The 13,957-nt window shown below is 45.9% G+C and carries 12 protein-coding genes and 1 pseudogene; 5 read left to right on the top strand and 8 right to left on the bottom strand.

What is annotated here, in order from left to right; genetic code table 11:
* Positions 1–70: 70 nt before the first annotated feature.
* The 5 genes from AC0OMA_RS05735 to AC0OMA_RS05715 form a co-directional block, all read right to left on the bottom strand.
* Positions 71–646: a TetR/AcrR family transcriptional regulator gene (locus AC0OMA_RS05735; protein ID WP_014479348.1), complete on the bottom strand. Its 576-nt coding sequence runs from the start codon at positions 644–646 to the stop codon at positions 71–73.
* A 146-nt stretch (positions 647–792) separates the two neighbouring features.
* Positions 793–2,205: a protoporphyrinogen oxidase gene (gene hemY / locus AC0OMA_RS05730; protein WP_181218726.1), complete on the bottom strand. Its 1,413-nt coding sequence runs from the start codon at positions 2,203–2,205 to the stop codon at positions 793–795.
* 14 nt (positions 2,206–2,219) lie between these two features.
* Positions 2,220–3,152: a ferrochelatase gene (gene hemH / locus AC0OMA_RS05725; RefSeq protein WP_014663414.1), complete on the bottom strand. Its 933-nt coding sequence runs from the start codon at positions 3,150–3,152 to the stop codon at positions 2,220–2,222.
* A gap of 71 nt (positions 3,153–3,223) precedes the next feature.
* Positions 3,224–4,285 (bottom strand): uroporphyrinogen decarboxylase, encoded by a 1,062-nt coding sequence (gene hemE / locus AC0OMA_RS05720; RefSeq protein WP_015483035.1) that lies wholly within the window; start codon positions 4,283–4,285, stop codon positions 3,224–3,226.
* A gap of 121 nt (positions 4,286–4,406) precedes the next feature.
* Positions 4,407–6,551: a transglycosylase domain-containing protein gene (locus AC0OMA_RS05715; RefSeq protein ID WP_474221960.1), complete on the bottom strand. Its 2,145-nt coding sequence runs from the start codon at positions 6,549–6,551 to the stop codon at positions 4,407–4,409.
* A 121-nt stretch (positions 6,552–6,672) separates the two neighbouring features.
* Between AC0OMA_RS05715 and hmoB the strand changes: the two genes are divergently transcribed.
* The 4 genes and pseudogenes from hmoB to sndC all read left to right on the top strand — a co-directional run bounded on the left by hmoB (position 6,673) and on the right by sndC (position 10,255).
* Positions 6,673–7,173: a heme-degrading oxygenase HmoB gene (hmoB, locus tag AC0OMA_RS05710; protein WP_181218722.1), complete on the top strand. Its 501-nt coding sequence runs from the start codon at positions 6,673–6,675 to the stop codon at positions 7,171–7,173.
* Positions 7,174–7,217: 44 nt separating this feature from the next.
* Positions 7,218–7,535, top strand: a pseudogene (locus AC0OMA_RS05705) (hypothetical protein).
* 65 nt (positions 7,536–7,600) lie between these two features.
* On the top strand, positions 7,601–8,992 hold the full coding sequence (locus AC0OMA_RS05700; RefSeq protein ID WP_181218719.1) for a hypothetical protein: 1,392 nt from the start codon (positions 7,601–7,603) through the stop codon (positions 8,990–8,992).
* A gap of 72 nt (positions 8,993–9,064) precedes the next feature.
* Positions 9,065–10,255 (top strand): N-acetyl amino acid acetylase SndC, encoded by a 1,191-nt coding sequence (gene sndC / locus AC0OMA_RS05695; RefSeq protein ID WP_181218717.1) that lies wholly within the window; start codon positions 9,065–9,067, stop codon positions 10,253–10,255.
* Between the two features lie 17 nt (positions 10,256–10,272).
* Here the strand turns inward: sndC and AC0OMA_RS05690 are convergent, their stop codons facing one another.
* From AC0OMA_RS05690 to ecsA, 3 genes are read right to left on the bottom strand one after another with little or no spacing between them, the layout of a single operon-like run.
* Entirely contained in the window at positions 10,273–10,983 is a 711-nt protein-coding gene (locus AC0OMA_RS05690; RefSeq protein WP_047182363.1) for an EcsC family protein, read from the bottom strand.
* Between the two features lie 19 nt (positions 10,984–11,002).
* The gene (ecsB, locus tag AC0OMA_RS05685; protein WP_181218714.1) at positions 11,003–12,229 is read right to left on the bottom strand and encodes an ABC transporter permease EcsB; all 1,227 of its coding nucleotides are present in this window, start codon (positions 12,227–12,229) and stop codon (positions 11,003–11,005) included.
* Positions 12,222–12,965: an ABC transporter ATP-binding protein EcsA gene (gene ecsA, locus AC0OMA_RS05680; protein WP_003233230.1), complete on the bottom strand. Its 744-nt coding sequence runs from the start codon at positions 12,963–12,965 to the stop codon at positions 12,222–12,224. The genes ecsB and ecsA overlap by 8 nt, the downstream gene beginning before the upstream one ends.
* A 486-nt stretch (positions 12,966–13,451) precedes the next feature.
* On the opposite strand from ecsA, the gene AC0OMA_RS05675 reads away from it, so the two are divergent.
* Positions 13,452–13,889 (top strand): HIT family protein, encoded by a 438-nt coding sequence (locus tag AC0OMA_RS05675; protein ID WP_003233231.1) that lies wholly within the window; start codon positions 13,452–13,454, stop codon positions 13,887–13,889.
* The last annotated feature ends 68 nt before the right edge of the window (positions 13,890–13,957 follow it).

Here is a 13,957-nt window from a genome sequence, read left to right as displayed (position 1 = left end):
CCTGATGCCTCCATTCTAAAACTGACTCATCATGAAAAATGGTCATTTTCTTGCAAAGAGAAAGGATTATCTAGTTCGCTGACAATCCTTTGACAACATACAATTCAAGCAGTCCCGCAATTGTCTCTTTATCAAGCGGGGGGTGTTGTTTTTCCCAGTCAAAAATGAGCGCGATATACAGCTTCAGCATCACAAAGGCTGTCAGCTCAGGGTCGCACGGCTTGATTGCGCCGCTTTTGATCCCGTCTTCAATCTTACTTTTGATATAAGAAAGTATGGCTCGCTCCATTTTCTGGATCACTTCCTGAACAGCCATTGTACCAATCTCGGCATTCTCTTGGAAAATTTTAATCGTCAGCTGATGTGTTTTCCTGAACTCCAGAATGGCAAACAGCGCTCTGTGCACATTTTCATGGAACGGAAGGTTCGGCTCCATCGCTTCATCCGCTTTTTGCTTCATTTCCTTTAATAAAGTAGTGAAAATCTCGTCAAACAGCTCTTCTTTGTTTTTGAAAAAAGTATAAATGGTTCCCTTCCCCACGTTCGCAAGTTTTGCGACAAGATCCATTGTCGTCGCTTTATACCCGAACTGCGTGAAAGACTTTGTAGCCGCCTCCAAAATGAGCTTTTTTCGATCTATTGACATTGTATTCACCTCGAAACTGACCGTTTGAACATTTTAGTCATTAAGTACATATGCAAATGTATCATAACCTGCCGTTCAATTCAATCATTTTTTTACACAATATTGCCATTGCACATCAAAAAAACCTCCGCGATAAAGCGGAGGTTTTAGCTGAATAAATAGGTAAGCGCGTCAGACACGGCAGCTTTTCCTTGATCAATGCAGTCGGGAATACCGACACCTTCGAAAGAAGCGCCTGTCATATAAACACCCGGATACGCAGATGCAAGTGCTTCACGCAGCTCCTTGATACGCTGCTTATGGCCGACATGGTACTGCGGCATGCTTTCATGCCATCGGGTGACACATGTCATTTCCGGCTCGCCGTTTATGTTCATGACTTTCTTTAAGTCTTCTAACACAATGTTGATAATGTCATTATCTGATAGATCGACAATGGATTCGTCTCCGGCTTTTCCGACATATGCCCGAAGCAGCGTTTTGCCTTCCGGCGCTGCGTGCGGCCATTTTTTATTCGTCCACGTACAGGCTGTGATCGCAAAGTCACTGTTTCTTGAAATGACAAAACCCGTGCCCTCATGCTCCATTTGGACGGAGCCTTCAGGGAAACCTAAAGCGACGTTTGCCACGGATGTGGAGTGCATATTTTTCAAATGAGAAATGGCAGGAAGCTCAGAAAGCATTCCCGCAGCCGCTTTATGCGGAGCAGTCACAATTACTGAATCAGCATCAAGTGTGACGCCGTTATCCAGTTCGAGCGAATAGCCAGAGCCGCTATACCTGAGTTTGGTCACTTTTGTGCCTTTATACACCTTCGTCAACTCTAACTGCTTTTCGATCTCTTCTACGAGGGTCTGCAAACCGGTTGACAGAGTCTGGAACTGCCCTTGTTTTTTTGCCGTCAGCTGCTGGCCTGAGCCTTGAGGCCTTGTTTTTTTCATGCCGAGAATCAGGCTTCTATGTTTTTGTTCCGTCTGGTAAAATTGCGGGAATGTCGACATCAGGCTGAGCTTGTCAATGTCGCCTGCGTAGATTCCTGATAGAAGCGGCTCGATTAAGTTCTCGACCACTTCATCTCCGACACGTCTGCGGAAGAATTCTCCCAATGACTGATCATCCTTTGTTTTGCTTGCAGGCAGGATGAAATCCATAGCAGCTCTCGCCTTCCCGGACAAGGAAAACAGACCCGTAGAAACAAACGGCGCAATTTTTGTCGGTATCCCCATTACAGCGCCCTTCGGCATTGGATGCAGGGTGCGGTTTACAAGCACATAGGATTGTCCAGTCGCATTGTTGACAAGCAAATGCTCAAGACCTAAGTCTTTAACAAGCTGCGGGGCGCTTTTCTTTCGTTCCAGAAATGAGTCTGGCCCTCTTTCGATGATATAGCCGTCTTTCTTGACAGTCTGGATTTTCCCGCCGACTCTCGGACTTGCCTCAACAAGTGTCAGCTCAAGCGGCAGATTCTTTTCTTTGATTTCTTTTTCCATATAGAAGGCGGCGGCTAAACCGGTAATGCCGCCGCCGATGATGACTACATGTTTTTTGCCGTCACTCATGTTCATCGCCTTCTTTAACGTCCTAATTTTTTTAATACGACTGTTGCCAAAGCATCAATAAATTCAGGCTTGGCATTTGGCATTTCCGGCCGGTAATAGCTTGCGCCGATATCGTCAGTAACCACTTTGCATTCATAATCATTATCATAAAGCACTTCTAAGTGATCCGCGACAAATCCAACAGGAACATATACAAATGCTTGATAGCCTTTTTGTTCGAATAAATCACGTGTTAAATCCTGAACATCGGGTCCGAGCCAAGGATCAGGCGTGTTCCCTTCACTTTGCCAGCCGACAGCATATTCGGAAACGCCTGCGCCTTCAGCAATCAATTTCGCCGATTCATGCAGCTGGTCCGGGTACGGGTCTCCAAATTCTTTGATTTTTTCCGGCAGGCTGTGTGCGGATACGATAAGCATTGCGTTTTCTCTTTCATCCTCAGGCATTGACGCATATGTTTCCTTCACTCGATCAACCCAATATGTCACGAACTTCGGTTCATCGTACCAGCTTTCAACTGACGTAATCGTTAAGCCGCCGAGTTTTTCAGCCTCTTCTTTGGCACGTTTGTTGTAGGACTGAACGCTGAACGTGGAGAAATGCGGCGCCAGCACGATGCTGACTGCTTCTGTAATGCCATCCTTATGCATCTCTGCTACGGCGTCTTCAATAAACGGCTCGATATGCTTCAGTCCGATATACGCTTTAAATGTAATCTCATCCTGAATTTCATTCAAGTGCTGTTCCAGATTATGCGCCTGCTCTTCTGTGATTTTGGCAAGCGGTGAAATGCCGCCAATCGCTTCGTATCTGTCTTTCAAATCTTGAAGCATTTCAGGTTCAGGCTTTCTGCCTCTTCTGATATGTGTATAATAACGTTCAATATCTTCTTCCTTATAAGGCGTGCCGTACGCCATCACGAGAAGCCCCATTTTCTTTCTACTCACTGTTTACACCCTCTTTAATGATCTGATACAAACATTTTGACAGGATATCATTAAGATACCAAAAGATATGCTTAGGAATATTGACCCATTTTTTTATTTTGTGAATATTCATGGACAAATGCTGTCAGTTTTTTCAAAACCTCGGGACTGACGTCAGGAAATACCCCATGGCCAAGATTGAAAATGAAGCCGTCTGATTTCATACCCTGATCAAGTATTTCCTTTGTTTTCTTCTCAATGACTTCCCATGGCGCAAGCAAAATGGACGGGTCCAGGTTGCCCTGCACTGTTTTAGTAATTCCTTTTGATCTGGCTTCATCAATGCCGAGTCTCCAGTCAAGCCCGACAACATCGAGAGGTAGGTCATGCCAATCACCTGCAAGATGGCTTGCGCCAACGCCAAACATGATCAGCGGCACATTCTCCTTTGCGAGCTCTGAAAAAATCCGGTTCATTACGGGTTTGATGTATGTTCTGTAATCTGCCTGATTCAATGCGCCGACCCACGAATCAAAGATTTGAATCGCTTTTGCGCCTGCCTCAATCTGCGCTTTCACGTACACGATGATCATGTCGGCAAGCTTGGACATCAGCAGATTCCATGCATCCGGCATGCTGTACATGAAGGCTTTTGTTTTATTGTAGTTTTTCGACGGGCCGCCTTCGATCATATAGCTTGCAAGCGTAAAAGGCGCACCTGAGAAACCGATGAGCGGGACGTTCAGCTGCTCATTGACAAGCAGTTTAATTGTCTCAAGCACGTACGGCACGTCCTGTTTCGGATCAATTTGGCCGAGTTTTTCAATGTCCGCCAGAGACCGGATTGGCTGATCAATCACAGGACCGATCCCGTTTTTGATTTCAACATCCACACCGATTGACGGCAGCGGCGTCATGATATCTTTATAAAGGATTGCAGCATCGACTCCGTATTGCTCAACCGGCAGTCTTGTGACATACGCACAAAGTTCGGGCTGATGGGTGATCTCAAACAATCCGTACTTTTCCTTCAGCTTGCGGTATTCCGGCTGTGAGCGCCCTGCTTGCCTCATATACCACACAGGCGTGTGATCCGCTTTTTCTCCCCGCGCAGCTTTTAAAAACGTCTCGTTAAACGTTTCTCGTTTACTCATCTGATTTCCACCTTTCATACGGCAACCATACGTTCGTATTTCTTGACTTATTACACTATACCTTGTTTTAGGCAAATGGTATAGAAATGTAGCTCAAAGTTCAAAAAATCGCCGAATTCCATTAAGAGGAAAACAATTTTGGCTGAACGTAATCGGTTCCTTCCCCTTCTCTTTTTGTCTGTGTATTATAAGGCACAATTTTATAAGACGCGCCCGAAAATAAGTTGGCATAAGGAATTTCATAGCTTCCCTTCCCTTCAACCGAATCAAGAAGCGTCTCCTTGCCTTCCTTGTTTACATAAATTCTGTATACGGCCCGATCATCCTCTTGAGCGTCCCACTTTAATTCAATAGTAAAGAGCCCCGCTGCTTTAAATGTGTAATCGGCTGTGAGTGTTTTGACCGGCTTCAGCTCAATCGGGCTTTCCAGTTCTTTAACGTTTTTAGGCTTTGTGAACACATGACCGGTTTCTCCTGCCTGTGTCAAAATATCCTTAAACAGCCGCGTCGGGTATGAGCTCCCGGCTTTCAAATAATGGCTTTGATCCGTTTTGTCATAGCCCATCCAGACTGCCCCGGTTATTTTCGGCGTATAGCCTGCAAACCAGGCGTCCTTTGTCGCGCCGGAGACGCCTGTATAAGATGTAGAACCTGTTTTTCCCGCCAGGTCCCCGTGATAGGTGCCGGACGTGGCCGTTCCCTTTTTGACTACCTGCTGCAGCATTCTCGTCATATTCCAAGACGTCTGCTTGCTGAAAACCCGCTTTCCTTCCTCTTTATGATCGGCTATTGTTTCTCCGTCTTCATCCATTATGCTCGAGATAAAGAAGGGTTCCGTATACGTTCCATTCGCGGCAAATGTATGAAACGCGCCGGCAAGCTGGAGCGGCGAAACGCCTTTTTCCAAGCCTCCTAAAGCAAGGGCAAGGCCTTCATCAGGGATATCAATGCCGTTTGCTTTCAAATAAGATTTTCCTGTTTCGACGCCGATCTCATTCAGCGTCCATACAGCCGGCGCGTTTTTGCTGTACGTAATGGCGTCAGACATAGTGACTTCGCCCTCATACCGGCTGTCGTAGTTTTTCGGCGTATAATCTCCGTAGGACTGCAAGTCATCCTTCAATAGAGAATATGGCTTAAATTTCTTTTCCTGCATCGCCGGTCCGTATACGGCAAGCGGCTTAAATGTGGAACCCGGCTGGCGGACAGCTGTGACACGGTTATATCCTTTGGATGTGTAATCCCTTCCGCCGATGGCCGCTTCTACACCGCCTGTCTTGTTATTAATAAAGACCGCGCTTCCCTCGGCATTCTGATCTGTTCCGGGATAATAGCTCCCCTCTTTCATCACCTGGTAAGCCGTCTTCTGCAGCTTCGAATCGAGCGGCACCTTGATCGTGTACCCGCCTTGAAGAAGCTGCTCTCCGGAAATGGAATACTTGTCTTCTGCCTCTTTGATCACAAGGTCAATGTAGCTGTCAAACCAAGGTGTTTCCGACTGTTTCTTCACATGCAGTCCAAGCGTTCGGCCCTGTGCGGTGACAGCCTCTTTCGCACTGATATAGCCTTGGTCATTCATCATACCTAGAATTGTATCACGCCGCTCCTTATTTTTATCAGGGTGCAAAATCGGAGAGTACGTAGAAGGCGCCTTCGGAATAGCGGCCAAAACAGCGCCTTCAGATACAGTCAAATCTTTTACTTCTTTATTAAAATAATAGTGGGACGCCGCTTGTATGCCGTAGACCCCGTGTCCGAAGTAAAGCTGGTTCAAATACATTTCAAGCAGCTTGTCCTTGCTGTAATCCCGTTCAAGATTGATCGCAATGATCACTTCTTTTGTTTTTCTTAGAAATGTTTTGTCATGTGTCAGAAAAATATTTTTGGCAAGCTGCTGGGTGATCGTGCTTCCGCCTTCCACCTTTCCGCCTGCTAATATATCGCGATACACTGCCCTTCCGACAGATTTTGCATCAATGCCGTGATGCTCATAGAACCTTTTATCCTCAACAGCGATAAACGCTTCTCTGACCTGCTTTGGAATCTCATTGATCGAGACCGGCTCGCGATTTTCTGTATACAGGCTTGCAACCTCATCTCCGTTTTGATCAACAATTTTTGAAGAAGCATGAAGAATAAGCTTTTTTTCATCTATGACATAATGGCCGAGAAAAATAATTGAAATATATCCTATTAAAGCGAGAAAAGCAGTTAACACTAAAATAATGATAGGTATAAAAAGTTTCTTTTTCTTTATCTTAAACATGAACTCACCTCGCCTTTCTAAAGGTAGTATGGGAAAAATTGTTTGGAATTATGTTCGAAGCACTCGCCAATAGAAACTTATACCATTGTTTTGATATACTAGCAAGCAGGAGGTGGCTGATATGAAGGTTTATATTACATATGGGACAGCCGATTTTTTAAAAACGATCGTAGAGAAGCATCCCTCAGAAAATATCCTTTTGATGCAGGGGCAGGAAAACGCCATTTTGATTCATGAAACAAACGGAGATACCGTTTTCCAGGCACCACACGCTTATGAAGTCATTGACCAAGTCGGAGAGATCAAACATCCCGGTTTTGCAGTATTGAACAATATTGCCGTCACTGAGGAAGGGCGTCCGCTGTTTGAAAACAGATTTAAAAACAGAGCGGGAAAAGTCGAAAACGAGCCTGGCTTTGAAGCCATTCGAGTGCTCCGTCCGCTTGACAGTGACACCTATGTCATTCTGACCTTGTGGGAAACGGAAAGCGCCTTTCAAGACTGGCAGCAGTCCGGTTCTTACAAAGAAGCCCACAAAAAACGCGATACATCTGCCGGAATTGACACAACGTCCATCTTCTCCCGGCCTTCCTATGTCACCACATATTTCGCTGTCGAATAGCTGCCGGCATGTCCGGCAGCTTATTTTATTGGGAGGAAAGCAAAATGAAGCATACTTGCCCAGTCTGCGGGTTTAAGGGATTGGCTGAACCGCCATATGATCATGAAGGCAATCATTCTCATGAAATCTGCCCGTGCTGCGGTTTTCAGTTCGGATTTGATGAGTACGAGATGCAGCACGAGGATGGTTCATATGTAGAGCCATCGGAAAGCATCATCGCCTATAGAAAAAACTGGCTTGCTGAAGGGTGCGTCATTTTTTCTCCTGAATGCTTCCCAAAACATCTGCAAAAAGCGAATAGAGTATTAATGCATCATCTGATTGAGCAGCTGAAACAAATCAATGTTCATCTTCCATCATAACCCTCCCCTCTGTCCCGGCACCTTCCGCCCGCCTATGAATAATCTGTAAGCGGAAGGAGTGATCGATGATGGAAGTCGGGATTTTGTCTGTCCATGTTCTGTATGTGTTTTTTATCGGTGCAATTATCCTATTTATGCTGCTGAGAAAAGACACGACATTTATTTCTCTATTCGGCATTTTTATCATATCGCTATGGGCCAGCCATTCACTTTCAGCTTCTGTCAGCAGTTTATTCCACAGCTTTATCTATGCGGCCGGCGAACTGCTGCCCACGATTTTCATCATTTGCTTTATCGTTTCGATGAGTGATTTGTTAACAAAAACAGGGATAAATGAAGCGATGATTTCTCCCTTTGCAAGCCTTGTGAGAGGTCCTGTGACTGCCTATTGGCTGATTGGCGGCCTGATGTTCGCCATTTCTCTCTTCTTCTGGCCTTCTCCGGGTGTCGCTTTGATCGGCGCCGTCCTGCTCCCCGCAGCCGCACGTGCCGGTTTGACGCCTCTTGCCGCGGCCATGGCCATGAACTTATTCGGACACGGTTTTGCCCTGTCAGGAGACTTTGTCATTCAAGCGGCGCCAAAGCTGACTGCGGATGCAGCAGGCATTCCAGTCGGTGATGTCGTCTCGGCCAGCATTCCGCTTGTGCTGATTATGGGTGTGACCACAACAACCGCTGCCTTTATCATGATTCAGCGCGAACGCAAAAAACAGGAGTCTCCCGCTTCTTTTTCCCCCGTTCTTTCCGGTGAACAAGACAACTCGCTGTACTTGCCAAAACGCCTGCGGTCCATACTGGCTTTTTTGATTCCGCTTGCCTTTCTTACAGATATCGCCTGCATGCTCTTGTTTAACCTACAAGGAAATGATGCCACCGCGTTAATTGGCGGGTCTGCAATCTGTATCCTCCTTACCGTTCATTTTTTCGTGTATAAGCATAAAGGGCTTGAAAAAATCACCGGCTATTTTATTGACGGATTTAAGTTCGGTTTTAAGGTTTTCGGCCCCGTCATCCCGATTGCCGCTTTCTTTTATCTTGGCGACTCAGGCTATGAGAGCATACTGGGCACTTCACTCCCTAAAGGTTCCCACGGCATTGTCAACGATCTTGGCATTGCTTTATCCCATATGATGCCTATGTCAAAGGAGCTTGCCGCCGCTGCATTAACTGCCGCTGGAGCCATAACAGGCCTTGACGGCTCAGGATTTTCCGGCATTTCTCTCGCTGGCTCCATCGCAAAGCTCTTTTCGTCCGCTCTCCATGCCGATCCCGCCGCTCTGACCGCACTCGGACAAATCTCTGCCATCTGGGTGGGCGGAGGAACACTGGTCCCATGGGCGCTGATTCCCGCCGCGGCCATTTGCAAAGTTGATCCTTTTGAGCTTGCCAGAAAAAACTTCATTCCAGTCGCGATTGGCCTTTTGGTGACAACCCTCGCAGCTGTGATGATGCTTTAAAACAGCACGAGTTGAAATATTCAGACTTTTTCTATACAATCATGGAAAAGCATAGAAAAGGGGGAAGCGGCTTTGTCCATATCCACACTGCAGAAAGAGATAAACAAACAGCTCGACAGCTGTTTTGAAGAAATGGTTGAGATCAGGCGCCATTTTCATATGTATCCTGAGCTCTCATTTCAAGAAGAAAAAACCGCCGCATTTATTGCTTCCTATTATGAATCGTTAGGAGTCCCAATCCGCACGAACGTCGGCGGCAGAGGGGTTTTAGCATATATAGAAGGAAGCGAACCCGGCCCTACAGTCGCTTTGAGGGCCGACTTTGACGCTCTCCCCATTCAAGATGAAAAAGATGTCCCTTACGCCTCCAAAGTGCCAGGTGTCATGCATGCATGCGGCCACGACGGCCACACCGCAGCTCTTCTCGCAGTGGCCAAGGTCCTTCACCAAAACAGACATGAACTGAAGGGAACATTTGTGATGATCCACCAGCATGCAGAAGAATATTATCCGGGAGGCGCAAAGCCAATGATTGATGACGGCTGTCTCGAAAATGCGGATGTGATATTCGGCACTCATCTTTGGGCAACTGAGCCGCTCGGAACCATCCTTTGCCGCCCCGGTGCCGTAATGGCGGCGGCAGACCGATTTACGATTAAAGTCTTCGGAAAGGGCGGCCACGGCGCTCATCCGCATGATACTAAAGACGCCGTCCTGATCGGTTCGCAAATCGTTTCCTCTTTGCAGCACATTGTCAGCCGCAAAGTCAATCCGATTCAATCCGCCGTCATTTCGACAGGCTCCTTCATCGCCGACAATCCGTTTAATGTCATCGCAGACCAAGCAGTACTCATCGGCACAGCGCGTTCTTTTGATGAAAATGTCCGGGACATTCTGGAGAAAGAAATTGAAGCGGTTGTAAAAGGAATATGCAGCATGCACGGCGCGTCCTATGAGTACACCTATGAACAGGGTTATCCGGCGGTTGTGAACCATACTGCCGAAACGAACCACTTGGTGAGCACCGCAAAGAATACCGAGGGCGTTCAGCAGGTCATTGACGGTGAACCGCAAATGGGCGGCGAGGATTTTGCTTATTACTTACAAAACGTGAAAGGCACTTTTTTCTTTACAGGTGCCGCTCCCGAACAGCCAGATCGAGTTTATTCCCACCACCATCCGAAATTTGATATCAACGAAAAAGCCATGCTGACAGCGGCAAAGGTCCTTGCCGGCGCTGCGATCACCTATCATCAGCTATAAAAAAACAGCCGGAGTGTTTATTCTCCGGCTGTTTCCTTTAATATCCTCAGATGAAAAACATGTCTTGCCGTTTCTCCAAGCTGAGCAAGCAGCTTATAATTGGCAATTCCGCCGACTGCCGCTCCTACGCCCGGCAAAAGCTGAAAAAGCTTCACGACGTCGATATAATCGCGATATTCCTGCTGGAACACTCTCCAGTCGATGCTCTTTTTCTCCGTCTCCCAATTTTCGATGACAGAAAAAAGCGATTTACGGCCATCGTCACTCGAAAATGCAAGCTGAAATACGAGCAGCAAAAACATCCTTTCTTGTGCATCCTTGACATCAAAGCCGTAAATGGAAGACAAGGTAAATAAACACTTCATCTTAATTGAAAGCAGCAGCGGAAAATCAGCAATGCCTAAAAAAATGCCGCCCGCTCCGGTGCCGACTCCCTCAGCAGCTGCCACTTTCTGATAAGAAACAATCGTTTTTTTCGCCAATTCGTTTTTTTCACTGAGCGACAGTGCGCTTGTATCCTTTTTATAAGTGATGATATTGGAGCCGGCCATTGTCGCTTCTACCATTTTTTTCACACTCTCGGTGACGACCGTATGGATTTTTTCAGGAATCCGTTCATTCACCTTCGTCTGCACACGCTTCGAAAAGCGTTCAAACATGGAACCCTTTCGCAAAAAATGCATTTTCCATTGCAAAGCTTCCTGCATCAGCAGCTGATTATCTGTCATTTGATTACCTCTTTTCAGTTCACAGCTTTCCGTGCTTTTTCAGCCTGGTTGTCATATAAGCAGGCAAAACAACAAAAATCAGAACGGCAGAACCGATCAGCGCGTACAGAAAACCGGTCAAGCCGGCTGCATAGGCAGATGCAACAGACATCAGCAGCGCTTGAATACTAAGTGCAGTTTTTAATAGAGAGAAATAGCTTTTCAGCTTTGTTTCTTTTTTCACAGGGTACAGCTCTTGAAGCGCCAGATGGTCAAAGTGGCCGAAGAGCGGCAGAAGCTGAATGCCCGTAATGAAAATGGCAAACACAGTCAAAACCGCTGCAATCAGTGGGCTAGCTGAGACATACATAATGATCAGCGCGAAAACGATCGTTAATCTGACAAGAATGCCCAAATAATCACTCGAACGCAAAAAGGCGCGGGTGAACATATAGGCAAATGTTTTGCGCTGTTCAAACGGCACAAGCCGCAGCAAAAAGTCGAGATAAGCTCTGCGTTTGGCTTGCTTTCGCAAATGCGGCACATCAGTAAACAGGTTGGCAATCCGATAGAAACGCTGCTTTCGTCTCAATTCGGACTCAATATGGCTTTCCCATTTAAAAGTTTTCCGTTTTGCTGAGGAAGACATATACAGATAAAGAACAGCCATAATGACATAGACGAGAAGCGCATACATATAAACAGATTGGAAAACAAAATAAAGAACGAGTGTATTCGCCGCAAAGCGAATGATGACGTCCATCCGTTTCATGCTGCGGTCGTTTTGGAAAGTCGTGCGCCATTCCATTACCTGATTCCACGCTTTCAGCAGCAACAGTTGGACAAAGACCGCGGCATACGATACGAGCGAAGCCCCCGGTGTGACTGCGAAATAAAGCGGCATCGCAACGATGCTCAGCGCAATAAGCGGAAACAGCTGAGACACATAGCTGTAGACAAACGCCTGCTTCAAGTAAGGCTCCATTTTTGCTTCAAGTGGCAATAAGAAAACAAGGTCAGCCTCCTTCAAAAGCGTTCGCACATAAGAGCTTGTCAACACGAGCGAAAACAGCACGGCCATCACCCAAAAGGACGGAAAGTGAGCGGGAATGTCCCGTATCCATTTGCTGTACCAGCTTGCAGCGCCTGCTAGAAAAAAAATCAAAACAATGACGAGGTGATCGTTGAGCATATATTTCATGTATGTTCTTGTTTCTTTGATATGCTCCTGCAGCCGCGACTGCCAAATATCAAGCATATTATTCATGGCCAGCGTCTTCCTTTGTAAGCTCAAGATACAAATCGTCCAGCGCCGCGTCCTTCATTCCAAACTGCTCTCTGAGCTCTGACAGCGTGCCGCGCGCCCGCACCTCGCCGTTATGTAAAATAATAAACGAATCGCAATAGCGTTCTGCCGTTGCCAAAATGTGTGTTGACATCAGTACGCTCGCCCCGCCTTTTTTCGCTTCATTCATCCGTTCAAGCAGCGCGTTAATGGCAAGCGGATCAAGCCCTAGAAAAGGCTCATCAATAATGTAGAGCGCAGGCTCTGCCAAAAAGGCGCACATAATCATAACCTTCTGCTTCATTCCTTTAGAAAAATGGGCCGGGAACCACTTCAGCCTCTTTTCCATTCGGAATTCCTTTAGTAGCGGAGGCAGCCTTTTCTCCATCGTTTCTTTTGACAGTCCATATGCCATGGCTGTTAGTTCAAGATGCTCCATCAGCGTCAATTCTTCGTATAAAACAGGTGTTTCAGGTATATAGGTAAATTGTGAACGGTAGCCTTCCGGATCCTCAGCAAACGTTTTACCGTTTAATTCGATTGAACCTTTATGCGGGTCCATCAGCCCGATGATGTGTCTGATTGTTGTACTTTTACCAGCACCATTCAGCCCGATTAAGCCGACAATTTGATTCGGTTCAAGGGTGAATGATACGTTTTTTAAAACCGGATTCCTTGTATATCCGCCGGTCAAGTCTTTTACCGATAGCAGAGACATAGTTTCTCCCCTTATAGTGTTTTTCTTCATAGTACCAAAAACAAGGCCTGATTTGAAACAATTCCCTTTTAACAAATGATGAATTTGCTGTCATAAAGAGACAGGTTCTGGACATCATAATAGTTGTAGAGGAAAAGCATATCAACTGAAAAATGAGGTGTTTGTCAAAGACGTCTTAGAAACAGTTGGATAGAAAATAAACATGTCCAATGCTCAAACCATTTCTCTTCACTGAATTGATGAATTCTTCATGTATGAAGCAAATTGTCAAATGAGGTGTTTATCGCAGGAATCGTTAGGCATTAAACAAGTCTTCATTTTATTGACAAATGAGGTGCTTACCAAAGGCATAACACATTTTCTTCATATAAGCTCTTCCTCTGCATTCAGGGTGAACGCTCGCCGTTCATCCTGTTTTCTATTTTCTGCATTTCTGTGGTACGATGAGTGTATACATACTAAACAATTTCATAAGGAGGAAGCCTCATGCATTGTGCAGAGAATTGTATCTTTTGTAAAATTATTGCCGGCGACATTCCATCCGCGAAGGTGTATGAAGATGAACATGTACTTGCCTTTCTTGATATCAGCCAAGTGACAAAAGGCCATACGCTTGTCATTCCGAAAACACATATTGAGAATGTATATGAATTTACAGATGAATTAGCAAAACAATATTTCCATGCGGTTCCGAAAATCGCCCGCGCTATCCGGGATGAATTTGAACCGATCGGCTTAAATACGCTGAACAATAACGGCGAAAAAGCTGGACAATCTGTGTTCCACTACCATATGCATATTATCCCTCGCTACGGAAAAGGAGATGGTTTCGGAGCGGTTTGGAAAACGCATGCTGATGATTATAAACCGGAGGATCTGCAGAACATCTCTTCCTCTATCGCAAAACGCCTGGCCTCATCATAAGATGAGGTTATTTTATTTTGTGAACATTTCGCAAACATCCGTCAATTTCTTTTGATAATTCTAATTTT

Source organism: Bacillus sp. AMCV2, from assembly GCF_056033925.1.
The sequence above is the reverse complement of the archived record's forward strand: the minus strand, read 5'-3'. Positions and strand labels throughout refer to the sequence as shown.